This window comes from Aulosira sp. FACHB-615 (assembly GCF_014698045.1).
Lineage (GTDB): Bacteria > Cyanobacteriota > Cyanobacteriia > Cyanobacteriales > Nostocaceae > Nostoc_B.
On record NZ_JACJSE010000013.1, the window covers coordinates 160,023 to 183,529 of the forward strand.

General features: G+C 40.2%; 19 protein-coding genes and 1 tRNA gene. 13 read left to right on the forward strand and 7 right to left on the reverse strand.

Going from position 1 to position 23,507, the window contains the following annotated elements; all coding sequences use genetic code 11:
- Positions 1-107: 107 nt before the first annotated feature.
- Both H6G77_RS20685 and H6G77_RS20690 read right to left on the reverse strand, forming a co-directional pair.
- On the reverse strand, positions 108-386 hold the full coding sequence (locus H6G77_RS20685) for a hypothetical protein (protein ID WP_190592283.1): 279 nt from the start codon (positions 384-386) through the stop codon (positions 108-110).
- A gap of 798 nt (positions 387-1,184) precedes the next feature.
- The gene (locus tag H6G77_RS20690; RefSeq protein ID WP_190592335.1) at positions 1,185-2,522 is read right to left on the reverse strand and encodes a ParB N-terminal domain-containing protein; all 1,338 of its coding nucleotides are present in this window, start codon (positions 2,520-2,522) and stop codon (positions 1,185-1,187) included.
- Between the two features lie 115 nt (positions 2,523-2,637).
- On the opposite strand from H6G77_RS20690, the gene H6G77_RS20695 reads away from it, so the two are divergent.
- The 8 genes from H6G77_RS20695 to H6G77_RS20730 all read left to right on the forward strand — a co-directional run bounded on the left by H6G77_RS20695 (position 2,638) and on the right by H6G77_RS20730 (position 12,309).
- Positions 2,638-2,787 carry a hypothetical protein gene (locus tag H6G77_RS20695; protein ID WP_190592281.1) on the forward strand — a complete coding sequence of 50 codons (150 nt, stop codon included), beginning with the start codon at positions 2,638-2,640 and terminating at the stop codon, positions 2,785-2,787.
- A gap of 569 nt (positions 2,788-3,356) precedes the next feature.
- On the forward strand, positions 3,357-4,562 hold the full coding sequence (locus tag H6G77_RS20700; RefSeq protein ID WP_190872601.1) for an ABC exporter membrane fusion protein: 1,206 nt from the start codon (positions 3,357-3,359) through the stop codon (positions 4,560-4,562).
- Between the two features lie 83 nt (positions 4,563-4,645).
- Positions 4,646-5,824 (forward strand): ABC transporter permease DevC, encoded by a 1,179-nt coding sequence (gene devC / locus H6G77_RS20705; RefSeq protein ID WP_190592279.1) that lies wholly within the window; start codon positions 4,646-4,648, stop codon positions 5,822-5,824.
- 229 nt (positions 5,825-6,053) lie between these two features.
- Entirely contained in the window at positions 6,054-7,055 is a 1,002-nt protein-coding gene (locus H6G77_RS20710; protein WP_190872602.1) for an NAD(P)-dependent oxidoreductase, read from the forward strand.
- 139 nt (positions 7,056-7,194) lie between these two features.
- On the forward strand, positions 7,195-7,662 hold the full coding sequence (locus H6G77_RS20715; RefSeq protein ID WP_190872603.1) for a DUF2141 domain-containing protein: 468 nt from the start codon (positions 7,195-7,197) through the stop codon (positions 7,660-7,662).
- 134 nt (positions 7,663-7,796) lie between these two features.
- Positions 7,797-9,056, forward strand: coding sequence for a glycosyltransferase family 2 protein (locus H6G77_RS20720; RefSeq protein ID WP_190675591.1), 1,260 nt, complete (start codon positions 7,797-7,799; stop codon positions 9,054-9,056).
- A gap of 297 nt (positions 9,057-9,353) precedes the next feature.
- Positions 9,354-10,613: a glycosyltransferase family 2 protein gene (locus tag H6G77_RS20725; protein WP_190872604.1), complete on the forward strand. Its 1,260-nt coding sequence runs from the start codon at positions 9,354-9,356 to the stop codon at positions 10,611-10,613.
- A gap of 427 nt (positions 10,614-11,040) precedes the next feature.
- Positions 11,041-12,309, forward strand: coding sequence for a glycosyltransferase (locus H6G77_RS20730; protein ID WP_190592274.1), 1,269 nt, complete (start codon positions 11,041-11,043; stop codon positions 12,307-12,309).
- 214 nt (positions 12,310-12,523) lie between these two features.
- Here the strand turns inward: H6G77_RS20730 and H6G77_RS35810 are convergent, their stop codons facing one another.
- Positions 12,524-12,790 (reverse strand): AAA-like domain-containing protein, encoded by a 267-nt coding sequence (locus H6G77_RS35810; RefSeq protein ID WP_313934726.1) that lies wholly within the window; start codon positions 12,788-12,790, stop codon positions 12,524-12,526.
- A gap of 236 nt (positions 12,791-13,026) precedes the next feature.
- Positions 13,027-13,136: transfer RNA gene (locus tag H6G77_RS20740), tRNA-OTHER, on the reverse strand.
- Positions 13,137-13,477: 341 nt separating this feature from the next.
- On the opposite strand from H6G77_RS20740, the gene H6G77_RS20745 reads away from it, so the two are divergent.
- From H6G77_RS20745 to H6G77_RS20765, 5 genes are all read left to right on the forward strand, one after another.
- Positions 13,478-17,902, forward strand: a complete 4,425-nt coding sequence (locus H6G77_RS20745) for an NACHT domain-containing protein (RefSeq protein ID WP_190872605.1) — start codon at positions 13,478-13,480, stop codon at positions 17,900-17,902.
- 67 nt (positions 17,903-17,969) lie between these two features.
- Entirely contained in the window at positions 17,970-18,233 is a 264-nt protein-coding gene (locus H6G77_RS20750; RefSeq protein ID WP_190872606.1) for an AbrB/MazE/SpoVT family DNA-binding domain-containing protein, read from the forward strand.
- Positions 18,220-18,609, forward strand: a complete 390-nt coding sequence (locus tag H6G77_RS20755; RefSeq protein ID WP_190872607.1) for a type II toxin-antitoxin system VapC family toxin — start codon at positions 18,220-18,222, stop codon at positions 18,607-18,609. Before H6G77_RS20750 ends, H6G77_RS20755 begins: the two co-directional genes overlap by 14 nt.
- A gap of 174 nt (positions 18,610-18,783) precedes the next feature.
- The gene (locus H6G77_RS20760) at positions 18,784-19,035 is read left to right on the forward strand and encodes a type II toxin-antitoxin system Phd/YefM family antitoxin (RefSeq protein WP_010997618.1); all 252 of its coding nucleotides are present in this window, start codon (positions 18,784-18,786) and stop codon (positions 19,033-19,035) included.
- Positions 19,032-19,418, forward strand: a complete 387-nt coding sequence (locus H6G77_RS20765; RefSeq protein WP_190872608.1) for a type II toxin-antitoxin system VapC family toxin — start codon at positions 19,032-19,034, stop codon at positions 19,416-19,418. Before H6G77_RS20760 ends, H6G77_RS20765 begins: the two co-directional genes overlap by 4 nt.
- 68 nt (positions 19,419-19,486) lie before the next feature.
- Here the strand turns inward: H6G77_RS20765 and H6G77_RS36640 are convergent, their stop codons facing one another.
- From H6G77_RS36640 to H6G77_RS35380, 3 genes are all read right to left on the reverse strand, one after another.
- Positions 19,487-19,732 carry an IS1096 element passenger TnpR family protein gene (locus tag H6G77_RS36640; protein ID WP_396020680.1) on the reverse strand — a complete coding sequence of 82 codons (246 nt, stop codon included), beginning with the start codon at positions 19,730-19,732 and terminating at the stop codon, positions 19,487-19,489.
- 3 nt (positions 19,733-19,735) lie between these two features.
- Complete coding sequence (locus H6G77_RS20770; RefSeq protein WP_242049269.1) at positions 19,736-20,764, reverse strand: plasmid pRiA4b ORF-3 family protein; 1,029 nt, start codon at positions 20,762-20,764, stop codon at positions 19,736-19,738.
- A gap of 152 nt (positions 20,765-20,916) precedes the next feature.
- A partial coding sequence (locus tag H6G77_RS35380) for a putative Ig domain-containing protein (protein WP_199331578.1) occupies positions 20,917-23,507 on the reverse strand: 2,591 nt, incomplete at its 5' end.

Here is a 23,507-nt window from a genome sequence, read left to right on the forward strand (position 1 = left end):
TACGAAACATTAAGTAAGTCGGGACAAACATCATTTTTTATTGCTTATTTGTCAGGTGTTTATTACTGCCGAATTACTTAAGAATGAAGTCTTTCACACTTCACACTTCATACTTCACACTTTTCCTGATATTGTGGTAGCAGGTCAATAACGTTGTTGAAACTGGTAAAATAATCTTGAAGCGCGTTAGCAGCTTGACCAGTAAATTCAAGCCATTCGTAATGGTAGAAGTTTTGTGTGATTGCATCCGGCTGGAACAATGGAAACTTAGGAGTAGCCATGAGGACAGAAACGCTTTTTTCTCCCAAGCTCGTTTGATTATCTAGCTTAACAGCAGCAACGTAGCTGGTATTAATGACAACGTTCTGTATCTTGATAAATGCCATAGCCAGTTTCAACGTCCAGGATAATATATTGTACGGAATTCGACCCAGAAAAGCTGACAAGTTCGTTACCGAAAGAACATCACCTCTACTTTAAATTTCACAGTAATTTGAAGAAATTAACCAACAGTTACAAGGTGATAGTGATGCGACTTTGTATAGTATGTTTCTCATCTTCAAGCACAATAAATGTGTTCTGTTTCCGTTGGGCTTTGAAGAGTTGAATTAATAAAAAGAATAGCACACTTCACATAAACTAAATCATTTCTTCAAGGGATTTTAAGAAAAGAATCTGGCTTTTAGTAGATGGCAATGTTAAACACAATATTGCATTCAAGTATATTTGCAAACTCATATTTAGTGGTTGTGCATTTACGCGATCGCTCTCCCAAATCCAAATACAGCTTAATTTCCTAGCCATTAGCACCATCAGCATATTCCGTAGACAATCCATAAGCAAATACATGGGTATATATCCGATATTTTCAACGTAGCATCATAATTTGATTCGACTTTTTGATGAATTTTTAAAATAAGGCAAAAAACAACACCAATAAGTTAGGAATCAGCAAATATTAAAATTTTAGAAAGTACAGCATAAACAATACTTTGATGACATTTCACAAATTACAAACATTTGAGTGTTGAAATGTATATCTGCTAAAAACGTTACAGAAAATGAGGTGTTCCAGATCCCCGACTTCTTCAAGAAGTCGGGGATCTAACTTTGAATCAAATGGACGGCAAATCAAAAGCTCCTCCGTGGTTGGTGAGCGAAGCCGAACCACTGCCTTCTACTCATCAAACACTCACCATTTTTTTTGCTAACTTGCCAGTCAATTGCTGCCAGCGCATCACGCCGCGATTAACTAATTGCTGATTTTCATCGCCAATAAAACAGATGCGTCCCAACCTTTCACAAGTAGCTAATATTTCACCATTCCCCATAAATGGCGCAATGATAAAATTATTGGGACTGGTGTAGAAATTTATTAAATAATTGACAACACCTTCTATACCTTCTATGTGAATTGGTGATTGGGGTTTAGCGATCGCATGATGTGAAAAAATGCCTATATAAAGGTTATTTACTAACAACTCATATTGAAATGGCATTTTGTTATGTTTGTAAAAATCGTAAATTTGTCCTTCAGAACGGAGGACAGCCACAACCCTGGCTTCGTCTACTAAATAATTATGTTGCCATGTAGAGGATACAGTAGCGATCGCCAGTGCTGCATCTGAAGGTAACAAATTCCGAAACTGTGAAGTGTAAGTATCGCCACAATAAACCAAATGTCTTCCCAACATCCATTCTTCACCAACTTTTATGGCGGGTTCTACATTGGCTTTGGTTTGCTCAATTGCTTGTTCTACCTGGCGTTGCACCTTTTTGATGGCTAATTTCGCTTCTTTCTCCGCCATAGCACTTTTAAAAGCTAATATCTGTAACTCTTTTTGCTTTTTGTTAGCTTCTGCAATTAATTGTGTTTGCTGAATAATTGCTGGTTCATCTCCCTGTTTTTGGGCCAATTCCAAAGCTTTTTGTGCAGTTTCGGCTAAACTGCGTTCTTCGCTACCAGCCCTGGCAATTTTCAGTAGTATTGTAGGACTGTCAGCTAGAGATGTACCTTTAATCATCTGTTTCACATCTGGATGGATACTTTTAGCGATTTGCTTTCCATGTTGAAAAGTACGCTCAGAGTATCCAACTTCCTTCGCCAACTCGATGGTTCTTTTAGGTGGTGAAATGGTTGCACCACCTTTGAAGGTATGTTGGTTATCTCCAGCTTTCGCCCGTAACCCCATCCGCTCTAAAATCTGGTCACGCTCTAACCACAGTTCTGAACGCTCCAAGGGTTCTAACTCATTGCGAATCAGGTTTTCGTCAATTTCTGCCAGCCGCGCTTGGTCAGCATCTTGATAGTTAACAACATTACATTCGATGGTTTCTAACCCCAAAAGCTGACAAGCTGTGAGGCGATGCAAACCAGCAACCAAGGTCAAATTCTGATCTACCGTGATGGGGTTGAGTAAACCATTGGCTTTAATTGATTCTTTTAACTCACTAACTTTATGAGCATTAACAGGACGGCGGTTAGCACCTATATGAATTTGATCGATAGCAATAACAGGCATAATTACTGTTTTCATATAAGTTCAGTTAAAACAACCAAGATAACACGCGAAGTCAATTTCACACATTTTATTTAGTGAGTTGAAATCTAGAATTTTGTTCCTGAAATTTAGGAGAATGCAGCACCTCGACTTACCTCGACTTCTCCTGACGGAGACGCTGCGCGAACGCTCGGTACAAGTCGCTCGGCGACCGGAGGCAGAAGGTGAAAGTATTACTATTTGTAGCATTCATGTTTTTCAATTTTTCTCACCTGTCTGGCAATAGCTATCTATACAATGTATTTGAAATTACACAATTTTGGTAAAAAATAATCATGAAAATAATTGTTAAAATTTATCCCTATTCCCTACTCCCCATTCCCCACTCCCAAGCACATAGCTGAGTCATTAAAAGCTAACTTAAGCAATGCCAATCGGTTGACAAGAGTAAACAATTTTGCAATAATTGGACACAGTTTATCCAGATTTTCTAAACGCTTCATTTGAGGAAAACTAAATTTTTGGGTTAGCGTTATCGTAATTTAGAATACTGGATTTGATAGGAAATTAAGTTAAAACTGAGAAAGATTTAGAGTACAGCCTTCTGTTAGTTATCCGCACAATTAATTATCAAGATTGGTGTAAAGGCGTACAACAAGTATGAAGTATGAAGTGTGAATTATGAAATAGGGAGTAGGGAGTAGGGAGTAGGGAGTGGAAAAGATAGGAGAAATATAAATTATTCTTTCCTCCTACCTTCTGACTCCTGAATGCTTACATTTTCAGACTTCATTTTGCACCTTAATTATCAGTCATTTCGGCTGTTCCCTGGCATAGCACGATTGGAATAAAAATATGGCACTAAAAAGATACGGCCACTTGTTTACAAAACCCTTGAGTCGGTGGCAAATAATTTTGGCAGCTTCTATTACTGTAGCTGTGGCTGGGCTAGGAACTTTTTACACTGTTGCACCAAAATCAAACCGTGTCGCAGTTCATACCACTCAAGCAACAACACCAAAACCCGCGCCTGTAAAAGTTGCAGTCACCGCTTTAGGACGTTTGCAGCCAGAAGGTAAAGTTACTTATTTGTCTGCACCTAATTCTATCAACGGTGTGCGTGTGGAAAAGCTGTTGGTCAAAGAAGGGGATGAAGTCAAAGCTGGGCAGGTATTGGCATATTTAGAAGATTATAATCGTGCCACAGCCGCTTTACAACAATCCTTAGATAAATTACAAGTTGCCAAAGCTAAATTAGCACAGGTAAAAGCTGGGGCAAAATCTGGAGACATTGAGGCGCAAAAAGCCAGCATTGCAAATTTAGCATCTCAATTAAAAGGAGAAGTTGCCACTCAACAAGCAACTATTAACCGCATTAAAGCTGAAGTTGATAACGCTCAAAAAGAAAACGATCGCTATCAGCAATTATACAAACAAGGTGCGATCGCGGCTTCTGTGGCAGACAGCAAAGCTTTACAACTCAAAACCGCCCAGCAACAACTTACCGAAGCGCAAGCGGCGCTGACTCGTACCCAAAACACTCTACAAGACCAACAAAAAGAAGCGCAAGCCAGACTCAGCAGTATTAAAGAAGTACGTTCTGTGGATGTTGAAGCCGCGCAAACAGAAGTTAAAAGTGCTGTCACAGCAATTAAACAAGCCAAAGCTGACCAAGAATTAACATACATTAAAGCTCCCATTGAGGGTAGGATTCTCAAAATTCATGCCAAAACTGGCGAAGTTATCAATACTTCTGGTTTTGCAGAAATCGGTAAGATATCACAAATGTATGTAATTGCAGAAGTGTATCAAACCGATATTCAAAAAGTACGTGTCGGTCAAAAAGCATCAATTACTAGTGCTGCATTTACTGGAAAATTGCAGGGAACTGTGAAAGAAATTGGTTGGCAAGTTGACAAACAAAGCATCTTTAGTCTCAACCCCAGGTCTGATACCGACCGCAGAATTGTAGAAGTCAAAATCTCTATTGATAACCCCGCAGATAGTCAAAAAGTAGCTCGGATGACAAATCTGCAAGTGGATGTATCTATTCAAATTTAGTCAACAATCAAAAGTTAATAGTCAATAGTCAACATAACAAATGACTAATGACTAATGACAATTAACAAATAACAAATGAATCCATGAATTTCAAGATTCCTTTAGCATGGCTACAGCTTGCCCAACAAAAGATTCGTTTTGTCGTTGCTGTAGCCGGAATTGCTTTCATTGTGCTGCTAATGTTTGTCCAGTTAGGGTTTCAAGATGCACTTTATTCTAGTGCAACCGCAGTACATCAAAGCCTACGCGGGGACTTATTTTTAGTTAGCGCACAATATAAGTCTTTGACATCTAATCAAAGCTTTTCTCGCACTCGTTTATATCAATCTTTGGGGTTTGATGGTGTTGAATCTGTTAGCACCATGTACTTGCAATTTGCCAAGTTAAAAAATCCCGTCAATGGTGAGAAATATTCTATTTATGTGATTGGCTTTGACCCAGGAAATCCGGTACTAAATATCCCAGAAATTGAGCAGAATTTGGACAAGCTCAAAATTCCTGATGTCATGCTATTTGACCGCGATTCTCGTCCAGAATTTGGGCCAATTGCTGCGAATTTTGATAAAGGAGATACTGAACAGACAATTGAAATCTTTCCTTTTGATGGGCCAATTGGCTATAACGTACGAGTCGGGGGATTATTTAGCTTAGGCCCTTCCTTTGGTGTAGATGGAAACTTAATTGTCAGCGACTCAACTTTTTTGCGGATAAATCCCAATACTCGTCCAGCAGAAAAAATCGACATCGGCATAATTACTCTCAAGCCTGATGCTGATAAAGAAAAAGTTTTAAAGAGTTTACAAGGCAATTTACCAAATGATGTTCTAGTTTTTACTCGTCAAGGCTTTATCAACTTTGAGAAACAATATTGGGCAGATAGAACACCGATTGGTTTTATTTTGAATCTAATGTTAACAATGGCTTCTGTGGTAGGTGTGGTGATTGTTTATCAAATTCTCTACAGTAATATTGCCACTCAATTTATTGCTTATGCGACATTAAAAGCCATTGGTTATCCCAACTCTTATTTGTTAAAGGTGGTATTTCAACAAGCGTTAATCTTGGCATTTCTCTCATATATTCCCGGATTTTTCACTTCCATAATTTTGTATGACTTTGCAAGGGAAGCAACAAAATTACCCATCATGATGAATGCGACAAATGCCTTGATAGTGTTTATCTCAGCAGTCTTGATGTGTATTACCTCTGGCGCACTTGCGATTAATAAATTGCGTTCTGCTGACCCGGCAGATATTTTTTAGGGAGTGGGGAGTAGGGAGTAGGGAGTAGGGATTAAATAGGGTTTTCACTTTTCTAATTCTTTTTATCTAGTACAGTTCGGCGTAAATAAACCGACCATAAGGAATTACTAAAAAGCTTGTGGTATCACTATTCTTTCTTTTTCCTTTTGACCTTTTACTTTTGCCTTTTTGTACTAGCCCCTAACCCCTCAGATTAAACATTCAAACTTTAGTAAAATAATAACCCCTGATGAACTTACAAAACAAAACTCTCCTGATTACTGGGATTGATGATTTTATCGGGTTGCGTGCAGCCGAGTTAGCCATAGCGCAGGGAATGAAAGTGCGCGGGTTGCAAAGTTCTAGCGATCGCAAGATACCACAAAATCTGAATGTAGAAGCGATCGCTGGTAACATTACCGACCCCAAAATTGCTCAAAAAGCTTGTCAGGGAGTAGATATCGTTCTCCACACAGCACAACTCACCCAAGAAGCTGGCCCCATCAAAGAGTTTCGGGAAATCAACGTTAACGGTACTCTCAACATCGCAAAAGCCGCCAAAAGTGCTGGCGTAAAAACCTTCGTCCACCTCTCCAGTGCGATGGTATATGGCTTTGATTATCCCGATGGCGTAAGCGAAACTGGCCCTTTATCTGGTGATAATAATCCTTACTGTCAGACCAAAATCGAAGCCGAACAAGAACTTTTACCCCTAAACTCTCCGCCAGACTTTGGTGTGATTGTAATTCGTGCTGGAGATGTTTATGGCCCTGGCTGTATCCCTTGGATCATTAGACCACTTTTGATGATGCGTCAAAAGCTATTTGCTTATGCTAACGATGGTCAAGGAGTTATCAACCATTTATATATAGATAATCTGATTGATGCTATCTTTTTAGCCATCCAAAAAGAAGCTTACGGCGAAGTTTTTAACATTACCGACGGTCAACAAACTTCTTGGAAAGAGTATTTCATGCGCTTGGCTGCAACTGAAGGTTTACAGGCTCCGATGTCTGTACCAAAAGATGAAATCAAACTATTTCTCAAAATCCGCAGTCAAGGACAAAAACTATTTCGTAAAAAAGCTGATATTCTCCCAGAATCAGTTGATTTTATGACCCGTCCCTATGCTTATTCTATCGCTAAAGCCCAAACTTTATTAGATTACAAACCCAAAATTGACCTAGAAGAAGGCTTGCGTAGAACATCAGAATGGGTGCAGAAAACAGATATCCAAAAACTAGTTAAGTAGTGTAATCGGCTATCATCTACTTAATTTTTTCACGAACCGCCAAGAACGCCAAGGACGCAGAGTAAATAATCCAGACATTAGGTAGAGACTTAGCGTACCTCCGCGTTAAAAGATAAACATTACCTCTTCATGAATCATCATGCGTAAAATTGCACGTTGGTCTTACTTTGTGCTTTCTTCTTTAATCAGCCTTTATTGTATTAAACCCGTAACCGCAGAACAAACTGCAACACTTACTATTGTAGTCAAAAATGTTCGCCATCAAAAAGGTGATGTGTGCTTCCGCATTTACGCTGGGGAAAAAGGATTCCCGATGAGTGATAAAAGTGAAGTCCAAAGCGGTTGCGCCAAAATTACAGGTAACACTGTAGTTAAAAAATTCTCTGGTTTAAAACATGGTACTTATGCAGTAGCAATTGTTGACGACCAAAATGGCGATCGCAAATTAAATACAGACTTCTTCGGTATCCCTAAAGAAGGCTTTGGTATTTCTAAAAATCCTACTGTTTCTGTGCAAACAGGTACACCAAAATTTCGTGACGCTAGTTTTGTCGTTAACAAAAACACCAGCATCAATATTGTCATGAAGTATTCACTTGATCCATAAGGGGAGAGAGGGGACAAGGTAGACAAGGGGACAAGGTAGAAACTATGTTTGTCGCCCTTGTCTCCCCCCTCACCCTTGTCACCCTTGTCTCCCCCTTCCCCCCTCACCTCAACTCCTCCTCACATCTCAATTACATGGAAGCATTTACGATATTCCTGTCTAAGTCTTTGCTGGGTTGGCTGGCTATTCAGGTGTGTCTAGCACTTGTTTTCTTGTTCTACTTGCGCCTCAGTAAAAGAAGCTCATTAGCAGATGAGCAGCTACCCAAAACGGCGGTAATTCTTTGTTTACGTGGAGCCGATCCGTTTTTACCGGAATGTTTGCGATCGCTTCTCACTCAAAATTATCCACAATATACTTTAAAACTAGTTGTCGATAGTCAAACAGATCCAGCTTGGCAAATAGCCCACGACACTATCAGTCAACTAGGCGCAACTAATGTTGATATCAGCTATTTAAGGGTGATTCGCCACAATTGCAGCCTCAAATGCAGCGCCCTTTTGCAAGTTTTTGCCGAATTAGATGATACTTACGAAGTTGTAGCTTTTGTGGATGCTGATACGGTAGTCCATCCCGACTGGTTGCGAGAATTAGTTAGCCCTTTATCTCATCCCAAAGTCGGCGCGACAACTGGTAATCGTTGGTATGTACCAACTGGTAAATATTGGGGTTCAGTAGTCCGCTATGCAGGTAATGTTTCTACAGTTGTGCAGATGTTTTTATTTGGTATTCCTTGGGGCGGTACTTTAGCCATCAAAACACAACTACTGCGCCAAACCGGGATACTGGATATGTGGGGTAAAGCCTTAAATGAAGACTTGATGATGCACAAAGTTTTGAAAAAACACGGAATGCAAATCAAGTTTGTACCTTCTTTGATGATGTTAAATCGGGAAGAATCTGATTTACTCGGCTTAATAGATCATCTCAAACGAATGTTTTTATACTCTCGACTTTATCATCCGCAATGGATAGCTATAGTTGGGGATGTAATTTCTAGTATTTTATTTCCCGCCATCACTATTGTTTTATTACTAGCCTCTTTGTGGGATGAAGAATGGCAAACCGCCGCCTTATTATTTCGTTCTTATAGCATCTACACCCTGGGGCTACTTTTACTCATGTTGACATTAGAGATAGGAGTCAGACCAGTAATTTTAAATCAAGGTCAGTCAGTGACAAAATTATCCATCGGCACAATATTAAAAATGTTGATTGCCATCCCGTTAACACAATGGGTATATGGTTTAGCATTACTTACTTCTTTGGTCAGATCAACTGTTAAATGGCGGGGTGTGATTTATCGTGTCCAAGGGCCTTGGAATATCCGTTTAGTGGAATACCAAGCTTATGATTTTTTGGATCAACCGATAGATAGCAAAATATCTTTGTGAGTTAAAAGGGGCTAGTGCAATAAGGCAAAAGTAAAAAGTCAAAAGGAAAAAGAAAGAATCGTGATACCACAAGTCTTTTAATAATTACCGATGATCTATTTATTTACGCCAATCTGTACTAGAGTTTTAATCGCCAATCATCAGATCCCCGACTTCTTAGAGAAGTCGGGGATCTAAAAGTCCAAAATCCTAACAAACTCTGTGTAAATCCTGCGTCAGTTGACTGTTATTTTTCATGAGTCACAAAAGCTATTTATAGCTTGTCTTTCAGATGCAATTGCGTAGGGTTTCTCAAACATGAATGAGTTAATAATATTTTTGTCTCGGTGCTTGTTGAGTTGGTTAGCTGTTCAAGTGTGTTCGGTGTTGGCGTTGTTGTGGTGTTTGTCTTCACGACCACAAGATCCATTACTAGATGAAGAACTGCCAAAAACAGCAGTAATTCTTTGTTTGCGTGGTGCTGATCCGTTTTTACCAAATTGCTTGCGATCGCTACTTCATCAGAACTACCCTAACTATAATTTGAAGTTGGTTGTGGATAGCATTGACGATCCAGCATGGCAAATAGCCCACAATACTATCAATGAACTAGGAGCGACTAATGTTGATATCCAACCACTCAAAATAGTTCGTCATAGTTGCAGCCTCAAATGTAGTTCTTTGATTCAAGCTGCCTCAGAACTCGATGAGTCTTACGAGGTTGTGGCTTTAGTTGATGCTGATACAGTCGTGCATCCCAATTGGTTGCGGGAATTAGTCACACCTCTCAATAACCCGAAAGTCGGTGCAACTACAGGGAATCGTTGGTACCTTCCAACAGGTAGATATTGGGGTACTGTAGTCCGCTATATCTGGAATGTTTCGGCACTTGTACAGATGTTTCTGTATGGGATTCCTTGGGGTGGAACTTTAGCAATCAAAACCTCTGTACTTCATCAAACTGGACTGTTAGATAAGTGGAGTCAAGCTTTTGGCGAAGATACGATGATTCGTAGTGTTTTAGGTAAGCATAAACTTAAAGTTCAGTTTGTGCCTTCTTTGATTATGTTGAATAAGGAAGAGTGCGATTTACCGAGTTTAAGATACTGGTTTCAACGTCAATTGTTATCTTCTCGCTTGTACCATCCTTTATGGATAGCTGTAGCTACTGATGTGATTTTCACAATCATGCTACCGAATCTTTTATTGCTAGTATTTTTCGCGGCTTTGTTAATTGGAGAAGGAGACAGTGCCAATTTAGCTTTGAGTTGGTATGTCGGTTATATGTTGGCTTTAGTGATGCTGATCCTCTTTTTAGAGTTAGGAGTACAGCCAGAAATTCGCGCTCAAGGTCAACAAGTAACAAAACTTTCCGCAGCCGTAATTGGGAAAATTGCGATAACTTTGCCCTTCACACAATGGATTTATGGGTTAGCTATGTTAGCATCGTTTCAGATGCCCACAGTTCATTGGCGTGGTGTAACATATCAAGTTCAAGGCCCTTGGAATATCCGTCTTGTAGAATATCGTCCTTATCATTTACAAGATCAGCCAAGCGATCGCAAAGTTTCTCTCTAACATTCAGAAGTCAGAAGTAATCTTCATACTATTCAGCACTCGGCAATGAGTGTGAAAAGAAGCTGATTTATTAATCCTTCTGACTTCTGACTCCTGAATTGTGCTTTCAGGAATTTCTCTAGCAATGCGTAAATCCTCAAATTAGCGTTTTGCGGTGTGAGCCAGAATTTTATAGCAATCCTATCTGATTTGTGATACCAATTCTATGTGAGACTGCATTTAATCTTTTATCTCGTCTTCCTTTGTGTCCTACCCTTCTCCTGACGGAGACGCTGCGCGAACGGGAAGCCGCTATCGCATCTATGCGACCTTTGTGGTTCGTTCTCTAATTCAGTGCATCTTAATACAGAATTGCTATGAGGAGTCGAGTATCTTTTTCCTCACAAACGATGAAACTCCGAGAAAAATTAACAAACTAACTAAAATCATGAAAAAGCAACAGCTACGCATTGCACTGTTTACAGGATTATACTCTCCTTTTCTGACAGGAGTTTCCGTTGCAGTCCATCAAAGAGTTCGCTGGTTGCTACAACAAGGACATGAAGTTTTACTTGTCCATCCAGAAATCAACAATAAGTATCCCAAAAAAGTGAGCGATCGCCCCATGCCAGGGCTAGATGAGTTAAAATCTTTTCCGACTTTTTCTTCATACAAATTCCCCACAGAGCCTTTAATCTTTTATAAGTCTCTTCCCCAACCATTAAATTATCGTCATTGGAGTGATAATAAACTACTAAAACAATTTCAACCAGATATTATTGTGGTTGAAGAAGCAGCCCAAATGCGAGGAGTGTATTCAGCCTTTTTACAAGGTTATGGTCGTCCTGTTGGAGTAGGATATGCAAAAAAAACTCATACTCCAATTGTTTCAGTTTTTCATACTGATATTGTTGCCTACATTAAATATTATTTAGGCGATACATTTTTCAACTTCCTGCGCCCGATTATTCCTCTGATAGTTAAACAGTTTAGTGAATCTTACGATCTGAATTTATTTTCTTCTAAAGAACAGCTTGTAAAATATCAAAACCTCCAATGTAAACGAAGTGAATATCTTCCCTATCAAGGAATTAATTGCGAAAAATTTCATCCCCAAAATATCATTCATAATCCAATACCGAATGATAATCGTCCGACATTACTCTTTGTAGGACGTGTGACAGCCGAAAAAAATGTGCCTCAATTAATAGATGCTTTTCCAATAATTGCCGCTAAAGTTCCTGATGTGCATTTAGTGATTGTTGGTAGCGGCCCCTTAGATGCCGAAATTCGTCGGCGTGCAGCAAAATTTGGTTCTGGTATTACTATCTGGGGTGAGTCACACGGTACAGAACTTTTAGGTTGGTTTGCGCGTGCAGATATATTTGTCAACCCTTCAGTAACAGAAAACTTCTGCACCACAACTAACGAAGCCTTAGCTTCGGGAACTCCTGTAGTAGCCGTAACTGCACCTTCAACATCAGAACAAGTATTTCCTGGTCAGAATGGCTTTTTAGCAGAACCAAATAACCCCAGAGATTTTGCTCAAAAGGTAATCGCTATCCTAGAAAATCCTGAACTCAAAGCCGCAATGAGTGAACAAGCTCGTCCTTCTATTCTTCAGTATGATTGGTCTGCTTGTATGGAGAAGTTTGAGGCCAGACTTTACGAAGTGGTGGAAACTTCCCAACCACGAAAACCTACAGTTGTGGGATAACTTGACTATCACTCTAGTAGTTCACCAACCCAATATTGCTGTGTAGACCCTGCAAGGGAGCAGGGGAGCAGGGGGGAATGAAGGTACTCTCTCCCCTGCCCCTCTGCCCCTCTGCCCCTCTGCCCCTCTGCCAGCAACCACGCAAAGTTATCTTGGCAGACTACTAGTTGGCTAAAAATAAAACAATCCCAAATGATTAGGACTCACGCGCCAACTATTGTTCTACGTGAGTCCTGATCATTTGTGAGCGCCTAAATACCAACTTTTCATCGGTGTCTCCTAATTGTTGATTTGCCACAGGCGATCGCGAAAAAATGGACTGAAGGAAGCGTTCTAGGTTCTGTAAAATCTCGTCGTTGGCAAGTTGCAAGCTCACAAAAACGGTTTGATATCCCAGATTTTTAGAGTAAACCAAGATGCGTGTCATCAGGGAGCTTTTGCCCATTTGCTTAGGGGCTTGCTCTAGAACTTTATTAGCGATCGCGTTCTAAAAACACAACTGTCCTTTTTCAGATATGGTTATATGGGTATAAGGGTGTAAGTATTCAAAACCCTTACACTCCATACCCTTTCACCCCCACACCCAATCCCCACAGACAATTGTGGTGCGTCAGTCCTGTGATTGTATATTTTTAGTACAAAAATACTGTAAAAAGAACTGTCTTATAAATAAAGAAAACCCTCGTAAGTCTTAGCTCACAAGGGTTTCAGTTTCTAAGCGGGCGGCGGGAATCGAACCCGCATTAATAGCTTGGAAGGCTATATGAAATCTTTTATTTACAAAAGTTTCAGTCATTTTCAAAAATTTTTACACCCAATTTACACCCAACAGACAAATATTAAAATTCCCTGACTTTTTGATTTTTAATTAAGACTATTGATTGACAAAAGTAAATCAATGTGTATTTGAAATATTGAAGAAAATAGAATTGAATTTAAGCGATCGCCAGTTTTATCATTTTCAGCGATCGGCTAATTCTAGCATCTTATAAAAATCGGCAACCAGTTAGAAATTTTGGTAACAGTACTTGCCATTCACTAACCTTCAAACTGATACTCAGATAATACTTGAGAAAGTATAAAAGAAAACTTTCATAGCTCAAATATCCCTTGTAATAGTAATTAAGCATAGTTGAGCAAGATTGCTCTGCATTTTCGGGGTGTCGTGATGAGCTTAATTAATCTGGATCTAGTCATCAACGCAATTACTAGCATTGCGAATCCTTTAATTAAAGAAAAAATTCTGCGTAATGAGACAGTAATTAAGTTACTCCAGCAATTTAACCTTGACCCAGAGCATCCACCAGCCGATTTTAGTGGTGTTTACGCCTATGCCTTAGTAGAATACGGTGTTGGTAAACCAAAACCATTTCTCGAATTATTTCGACAAGAAGCCATTAAGCAAGCATTTCGTAAAGCATTGGGCCATAATAATCCCTCAATTTTGCTTTCTGAAGTTGATGCTTTTTTGGAAGCTTATACCTTGGGTGAAGAAATCAGAAACTTAGAACTGGATGTCAGACGAGAGGTAGCTGCATTTGCAACCGTATTTATTGAAGTCGCCAAACGCAGCCGTACACCAGCTGATGTCTTAATGAGTCAGCAGATTGGATCTCTACACAAGAGAATTGCTGGTATTCAAGAACAGCTAGAAAGATTGCCAACCCTGGAAGGTATTCGTACAGAAATGGCAAGATTAGCAGCCCAGAATTCTCTAGTATTAACCGAAACTGCAACTGAAAATCAGTGTAGAGCGATCGCCTTAGCCCAACAAATGCGAGGATGGTTTGAAACCTTGGGCTACCGCCTGGAAAAATATGAAATCTGGGCAGAAGAATATTTTGAATGGATTATCAACGTTCCAGTCCGCCGCAGTTATGACCGCATTCTTGTACGTGGCGTTGCGGGAGAAGTGGGACTGAGTGATGTTATGGCGTTGCGTCAATCAGTTAATCAACAAAAAACTGATGAAGGTTGGTTAGTAAGTACCCGACGCATTTCCCGCGCAGCCAGGGATGAAGTCAAGAAAGATGAAAATCGTCACCTTGACTGTTTTACATTTGACGAACTGATTGATTTAGATGCTGACTTTACTGGTTATCTTGACTGGTTAGAAGCGGAAATCAAACGCCGAAAGATTGATCAAAAGTATGTCCCGCTTGCTTGTAAAAAAGAAGAAATTGACCCAGTTACTAAGCAGCGAATCGGATTCAGTCATTACGAAGCAGAAGACGGCTGGATTGATGGTTACATCGACCTTTGGCTGGATGACCCTGCAAAAGAGCATATTTCCATTTTGGGAGAATTCGGCACGGGTAAAACTTGGTTTGTCTTTCACTATGCTTGGACAGCACTCCAACGTTACAAAGATGCTCAAAAACGTGGTGTTGAACGTCCCCGTCTACCTTTAGTAATTACCCTGCGTGACTTTGCCAAAGCGTTAAATGTAGAAAATGTTTTGGCGGGTTTCTTCTTTACTCAACACAATATCCGCTTAAATAGCGAAGTTTTTGACCAACTCAACCGCATGGGTAAATTGCTGCTCATTTTCGATGGTTTTGACGAAATGGCAGCAAAAGTTGACCGCCAACAGATGATTAACAACTTCTGGGAACTGGCAAAGGTAGTAGTTCCAGGTTCTAAAGTTATTCTTACCTGTCGTACTGAACATTTCCCAGAGGCTAAAGAAGGACGCGCTTTACTGAATGCAGAACTACAAGCCTCTACGAACAAACTAACTGGTGAAACACCACAATTTGAAGTTCTGGAATTGAAGGAATTCAAATATGAGCAAATCCAGCAGGTATTGTCATACCAAGCTGAACCAGCCACAGTTGAACAAGTCATGGGCAATTCACAGTTACTAGACTTAGCCCGTCGTCCAGTGATGACTGATTTAATTTTGGAAGCATTGCCAGATATTGAGTCCGGTAAACCTATTGATATGTCACGGGTTTATCTGTATGCAGTGCGGCGCAAGATGGAACGAGACATCAAAGCAGAACGTACTTTTACTTCCTTGGCAGATAAATTGTACTTTTTATGCGAACTGTCTTGGGAGATGCTGTCTACTGACCAAATGAGTCTGAATTATCGTTTGTTCCCAGAACGTATTCGTCGCTTATTTGGTTCTGTTGTGCAAGAAGAGAAAGATTTAGATCACTGGCATTATGACATGATGGGGCAGGCGATGCTTGTCCGTAATGCTGATGGTGATTATACTCCGGCACATAGGTCACTGTTAGAGTTTTTTGTCGCGTATAAATTTGCAGCCGAGTTGGGTGCTTTGGCGAGTGATTTCACGGAATTGGCACAAGCACGATCGCTTGTACATAAAAGCCTCGTCCCTATTGATTATACTTGGGCTAGTTATTTTTCGCGTCAGTTAGATGATATTACTGCTCTACTAAAAGCATTTACAACTGAGTCTTTTGAGAAATTAAGAGAGACCTTTGGTAAAGCACCACTCACAAAAGCAGTGATGGATTTACTTTTACCCATGTTAGATAATCATGAGTCTCTAATTACTATTATTCAAGCAACAAGAGGTAAAAGTGAAGAGGAAGTAGGTTACATAGGGGGAAATGCCGCAACATTAGTCGTGAAATTAGATCAGAGGGCATTAGAGGGTGCAGATTTTAGTGGTGCATTTGTCAATAGTGCGGATTTTATTTATGCCAGTTTACGTGATGCCAATTTTGCACAAGCCAATCTGACAAATTCTATATTTGCTGAAACTTTTGGTTCTATTTTGTCTGTTGTATTTAACCCAGATTCAAGCCTTTTAGCTACAGGTCATGAATCAGATGGCATAGTTCACTTATGGGATGTTTCAACCGGAAAAGAGATTTTAACACTTGAAGGACATCAAACGGCAGTATGGTCAGTTGCTTTCAGCCCCACAGAAAAAATTATTGCCACTGGTAGTTACGATCACACAATAAAATTCTGGGATCTTCACAACGGTAAATGCTTAAAAACGTTAACTGATAATGATAGTTGGTTACGTTCGGTTACTTTTAGTCCAGATGGCAAAATTCTGGCTAGTGGCAATACTGACAAAATCATCAAACTATGGGATGTGCATACAGGAGAATGCTTGAGAACTTTAAAAGGACATACAAAAACCGTTCTCTCTGTTAGCTTTAGTCCAGATAATCAGATACTTGCCAGTGGCAGTAGTGATCAAACCGTCAGGTTATGGAGTGTCAGTACTGGAGAATGTCTAAGAATTTTACAAGCGCATAACCATAATGTAGAGTCTGTTGCATTCAGTCCAGATAATCAGATACTTGCCAGTGGCAGTGCGGATCAAACAATCAGGATATGGAACGTCAACACTGGAGAATGCCAGAAGACTTTACACGCACATAATGTTTGGATCAACTCAGTAGACTTTAGTCCTGATGGTCAGACTCTTGCCAGTGGTGGAGGAGATCAAATGGTGAAGCTATGGAATATTAAAACTGGAGAATGCCTCAAAACTTTGCTAGGACACACAAGCTCAGTTTGGTCTGTGGCTTTTAGCTCAGATGGCAAAAAACTTGTTAGTGCTAGTAGAGATCAAACATTTAGGTTTTGGGATGTGAATACAGGAGAATGTTTGAGAATTTTTCAGGGATATAAAAATTCTGTACGTTCAATAGCTTTTAGTTCCGATGGTCAGACTCTGATTAGCGGTGGGCATGATCAAGTTGTAAAAATATGGGATGTCAACACAGGTAAATGCTTGAAAGTTACCCAAGAACAAACTGACTTGATACGTTCAGTAGCTTTTAGTTATGACAATAAAATTATTGCTAGTGCTGGTCATGAAAGAACAGTAAGGTTGTGGAATCCTAATACTGGTGAGTGTCTAAAAATTATGGAAGGACATAGTGATTGGGTTCGTTCAGTTGTCTTCAGCCCAGATTGTCAATTGCTTGCTAGTGGCAGTGGTGATAGCACAGTGAAGCTCTGGAATACTTCAACAGGCCATTGTTTTAAAACTTTTCAAGAAATTAAAAGTGTGATGTCAATTGCATTTAGTCCAGACAGTCAGTTCCTTGCCAGTGGCGGCTTAGATCAAACTATAAGAATATGGCATATTCACACTGGCTTATGCCAAATGACTTTAAAAGGGCATACAAATTGGGTACGTTCAGTTGTATTTAGCTCAAATGGTCAGTTTCTTGCAAGTAGCGGCGATGAAGAGATGATTAGGTTATGGGATCTCAATAGAGGGGAATGTTTTAAGACTTTCCAACATGAGAGTATAGGTGTACACTCTATTGCCGTGAGTCCAAATGATGAGATACTTGCCAGTGGAGGCTTTGACAACACTATAAAACTTTGGGATGTCAGCAGTGGTATATGCTTAAAAATTTTACAGGGACATACACAGTGGATCACTTCAGTTATTTTTAGTCCAGATGGTAACACTGTTGCTAGTAGCAGTGCTGATGGCACAGTTAAGTTTTGGGATATCAAGACAGGTGATTGTATTAAAACCCTTATAGACCGCCCCTATGAACGTATGAACATCACAGGGGTTAAGGGTTTAACCTCATCTGAAATCGCTACCCTCAAAGCACTAGGCGCAGTTGAGGAATGAAAAATGTAAAAATAAAAATGCAGTAAAAACAAATTGCCAATTTATAATCATCAAATTTCCGCAATATATGGAAATAACAAAAGTATTAAATGAAGGTAAAGTAATTATTCCTGAAGAATTACTAAAAGCCTCTGGCTGGGAAATCGGACAAGAATTAATAGCAATTAATATGGGTGATGGGATTCTTCTTAAACCCAAAAAGCCCTTTGCAGAAACTACATTAAATGATGTTGCAGGCTGCTTAAAATATCAAGGCACACCCAAATCTTTAGAAGATATGAATGATGCCATCCGTCAAGGTATAGAGGAATCATGGCATGGTGGCAGTTGATACTAATATAATTGTGCGTCTATTGACTCAAGATGATGAATTACAATACCAAAAGAGTCTAGAAATTTTTCAAAACCAAAATGTTTTTATACCAGATACCGTAATTCTAGAAACTGAGTGGGTACTAAGGTTTGCTTATAAGTTTAAACCTATTGAAATCTGTACAGCGTTAAGAAAGCTGTTTGGGTTGCCAAATGTTCATCTGAGTAATTCTGGCGTATTGTTTCAGGCGTTGCAATGGCATGAATTAGGCTTAGATTTTGCTGACGCTTTTCATCTAGCTTACAGTCAGAATCATGCAGAATTTTACACTTTTGACGATAAATTTGTGAAAAGGGCTAAGGGGTTAACCACCTGTGAAGTCAAGCAGCCTTAGTAATGACTCAGCAAAAAAACCTAGCTTCAAAATATGTGATTAGGCGATCGCCTCTTCTTTCCCTTACATTAATTTAGTAAGAGCGATCGCCTGACCAACTCTGACAAGTTTCTAATGTGCGATCACCATAACAACTCTATGCCAGGATATTAATATCCTTGACATTAACTATATATGTACAGCCTAGAAATCCCAGAAGGTCAAGCTGAATTTGCGGAACTACTCCGTCGAGTGCGAGACGGAGAAGAAGTGATTATTTCTCAAGCAGGCACTCCTATCGCGCGTATAGTCCCAATTGCGGAACAGAAATTACCTCGAATTCCAGGCTTAGACCGTGGTCAAGTAACAATTTCCCCAGACTTTGATGCTCCCCTCCCTGACGAGGTGCTAAATGCTTTTATTAACCCAACAGATGCAGAAGCATGAGAGCATTACTTGATACCCATACGTTTATTTGGTGGGTTATTGACGATAACCGACTCTCATCTACAGCTAGAAATATAATTGCCGATCCAGGGAATAACTTATTTTTTAGTGCTGCAAGCGCATGGGAAATTGTAATTAAAGTTCGTTTGGGTAAATTAAATTTACCAGAACCACCAGAAACGTACATTCCCAGTCGGTTGACTATAAATCGATTTGAAAGTTTGCCTATTCAAATGAATCACGCTTTACAAGTCGTTAATCTACCTGCTTTACATCAAGACCCTTTTGACCGAATAATTATCGCTCAAAGTCAAGTGGAAAAAATGCCCATAATTACTGTAGATAATAAAATCACACAGTATCCTGTTGATGTAATTTGGTAGCTAAATAAAAGATGAATAAAACTCAATCAGTGGCAGAAAGGAAAGGATAGCCCATCACCGCAGTAAAGCTAATCCTCATCTTCTCCTTCTTCACCATACTGTGCTGGTGGTTCACCATGATATTCAAGAATCTTGGGCTTTTTCATTTTGGCATTGGCAGGCTCAATTTTTTCTAGCTGCAAATCAAACTCCCACTCATCCAGTAAATCAAAGGTAAATTGTAGATGATTTCCTACTTCAATTGGTAATTCACCTAAGCGAAAATCGTTGGTGTTAGGAGGAATATCAACAAAGGGATGAGTAAATTCAAAAATGCGTCATATATGGTCTTTGTAAATGAATCGGTAGAGGTGTTCAAAGTCAAAATCAAATGCTTCGACAACTGCGGCGGCTACTTGATCAAAATTGAGGTTGCTAGGAATGGCTATGCGTCGCCAAGCATCTAACAACGTAACTTTCAAAGTATAAATTGCCTGCTTAAACTCTCCGTTGGCGATGACTAAGGTTTGTTCCCATTCAGGAAAGTATTGTTGGAGATACGGTTTGAGTTTTTCAAAAGCGATGCGGAAATCTAGAGAGATTTCTTCATCTTCTGGCTGTGGTTCAATTTCATCATAAATTTCAGAGAGCAAACCTATCATGGCATCTCCCCAAAGACTACGTTTTACAGTAGTGATACGCCATCCTTTAGCGGGTTCTGGTTCTCCTGGAGTGAGGTCAAGAAAACCAAATAAATGCAACAGGCTAAGATTGTGGAAGCCTGGATAATAGACTAATTTATCTTGTTCTTGATAACTATTAATGGTTAAACCTTCATCTGGAATTTCTCGCCAAAATTGGCAGCAGCGAAATAATGGTCTATAAGGGTCTCTAGATTCGCCTAAGAGTTCGCCTTCTCCCCAGATTAGCCAGGATTCTAAGAGTGTGAAATATTGTTCAGTTGGGTTGAAGTCTTGCCAAATTTTTAGGCGTTGTTCGTCTAATATTAATTTGGTTTTTTTGCCTTGGGTGATAACTTGAGACAGTCCAGATGTGCGAAGGACAAAGTATAGTCCGTGAATATAGGGGTAGGATTTTTGCTGAGGACGCTTGAGGTTAGTTTCAATGGGGTAACTCAAGCGAGAATTGAGTTGCTGGAGGTATTTGAGAGAGAATTGGTGATACGTGCTGCTGACTTCAACACCATCTGGTTGGAGAAATTCTAGGACGGTTTGAAAGTCCCGTAGAATTGTTCCTGGGGAATTTTGGCTAATGGTTTGCTGTTGTAGGATTTGCTTTTTATCTTCCGTCAGGGTGGGAAGTTGTTCTCGCAGATGATTGGGAACGGAGAAAAGTCGTCTCATCATCTAATTTCAACTCTCATTTACAGGGTATATGAAATGCTTTACTTACAATAGTCGCAGCTTATTTTGACTTTGCACAAACTAAAATTTAATTTGGCGATCGCCGCAGCTAAAAATCAAGGTAAGCTAGAAGCGATCGCTGTTGTGACTCTTGACTAGAAAATCAAGTTATTCTGGCTGAAGTTACTAGCAGTAAAGTTATTGAGTGTGACTAAGGTGGTGAAAGTCGCACTGCTACCAACACCATCAGCGTCAACTTGGATGAGAGTATTTGACCCAGATTGTATGCCTCTGATGTAACCGTTGGCGATAGGATTTGTGCCTGTGTAGTTGAAGCTGGCTAACAGAGATTGTACTACTAGAACATCATTTGTACTGCTGAAGTCAGTAATAGTATCAATTCCTTCACTAAGACTGTTAAAGACAAATTTATCATTACCAGTGCCACCAGTTAGCTTGTCGTTACCAACACCACCAACGAGCGTATCATTACCATTACCGCCAGTCAGAGTATCATTGCCATTACCCCCATCAAGGATATCATCGCCATCGCCACTATTGAGGGTGTCATTTTCATCACCACCGAATAAGTTATTGTTGGCGGTGTTACCAGTGATGGTATTTCTCAAAGCATTACCAGTACCATTGATGGCATTGCTACCAGTGAGAATGAGGTTTTCTAAATTGTTGCCTAATGTCCAAGTAATAGCAGAACGGACTGTATCAGTCCCTTCATTGGCTAATTCTACAATTTGGTCGTTGCTGCTATCAACGTAGTAAGTATCATTACCAGCACCACCAATCATCAAGTCATCGCCTACACCACCGTCAAGGGAATCATTACCAGCACCGCCATCAAGAGTATCGTTACCTGCATCTCCTTTGAGGGTATCATCATTGTCGCCACCAAACAGCTTGTTATCAGCAGTGTTACCTGTAATGCTGTTTTTCAGAGCATTGCCAGTACCATCAATGGCAATGTTGCCAGTTAAGATCAGATTTTCTACATTGTCACCTAATATTGAGGTGACACTAGCACGGACAGTATCAGTTCCCTCATTGAATACTTCTGTGATTTGGTCGTTAATACTATCAACGTAGTAAGTATCGTTACCAGTACCGCCAATCATTAAGTCATTGCCAAAACCACCGTCAAGGGTATCGTTGCCTGCACCACCATTTAGAGTGTCGTTACCTACGTCTCCTTTCAGGTTGTCATTGCCATCACTACCAATAATTATGTCGTCACCAACACCACCATCTAAGGTGTCATTACCTGCACCGCCATCGAGGGTGTCGTTGCCTGCATCTCCTTTGAGGGTGTCATCATTATCACCGCCAAACAGGTTGTTATCGGCAGTGTTACCTGTAATGCTGTTTTTCAAAGCATTCCCAGTACCATCAATAGCACTGTTGCCAGTTAAGATGAGGTTTTCTACGTTATCGCCGAGAGTCCAAGTGACATTGGCTCGAACTGTATCTGTACCTTCGTTTACTGCTTCTGTGATTTGGTCGTTGCTGCTATCGACGTAATAAGTATCGTTCCCAGCACCACCAAACATTAAGTCATCGCCAACACCGCCATCTAAGGAATCATTACCTGCACCAGCATTTAAGGTATCATCACCCTCTTTACCATTGAGGGTGTTACTGCCACTATTGCCTGTAATGGTGTTGTTGAGTGCATTACCTGTACCTGAGATGTTGCCTGTACCAGTTAAAATCAGGTTTTCTACATTTTCGCTGAGTGTATGGCTAACTGAGGTGCGGACAGTATCAGTTCCTGACTCTAGGTTCTCAAATACTTTGTCGCCACTGTTATCAACAATATAGGTGTCATCGCCTAATCCACCATTCATGGTATCTGCGCCGCTACCACCATCCAGGGTATCGTTACCTGCTAAACCAGACAGGTTATCATTGCCACCTAAACCCTCGATAATGTCGTTGTTGGATGTACCGATAATGGTGTTGTTGCCAGATGTGCCTGTGAGGTTGCGAGTGTTAATGGTAAAGATATCACTAGCGATCGCACCCTGGCTATCCGTAGCCACTACCTTAATATTGATGATGCCGACATCACTCAGGCTAGGAGTACCACTGAAAGTACTAGTGGCGGGGTTAAAAGTTAACCAGCTTGGTAGCGGTGAGTCATTTACTAGGGTAGCTGTGTAGGTGAGGCTGTCGCCTGCGTCTACGTCTGTGAAAGTGTTAGCGGGAAGGGTGAAACTGAAAAGACTTTTTGCACCGATAATTTGATCTGCGATCGCACTTCCTAATATTGGTGCATCATTAGTATTAGCCACTGTCAAAGTGAAGATATCACTGACACTTGCACCAGATTTATCAGTGGCGTTGACTTTGATGTTCAGCGTACCAACTTCACTGTTACTTGGAGTCCCACTAAATGTGCGGGTTGTGGTGTTAAAGCTTAACCAACTTGGTAAAACTGCACCGTTTTCTAAGGTGGCGGTGTAGGTGAGGATGTCGCCTGCATCTACATCATTAAAGGTAGTACCGGGAATTTGGAAGCTAAAGGCACTGTCTTCTGTAGCTGTTTGGTCAACAATTGGGTTAGCAACTACTGGTGGTTGATTAAGTTTTTGGTTGCCAAAGTCAAGTTCACTAGCAATTTGCCCAGCCGTGAGGGTAACTGTATGGGTTAATCTGACTGAACCACTCGGTAAGTAAAGTGGATCATCGCTGGAGTTGTTATTAGGGTTGGAATTGCCAGAATTTGTTGGTT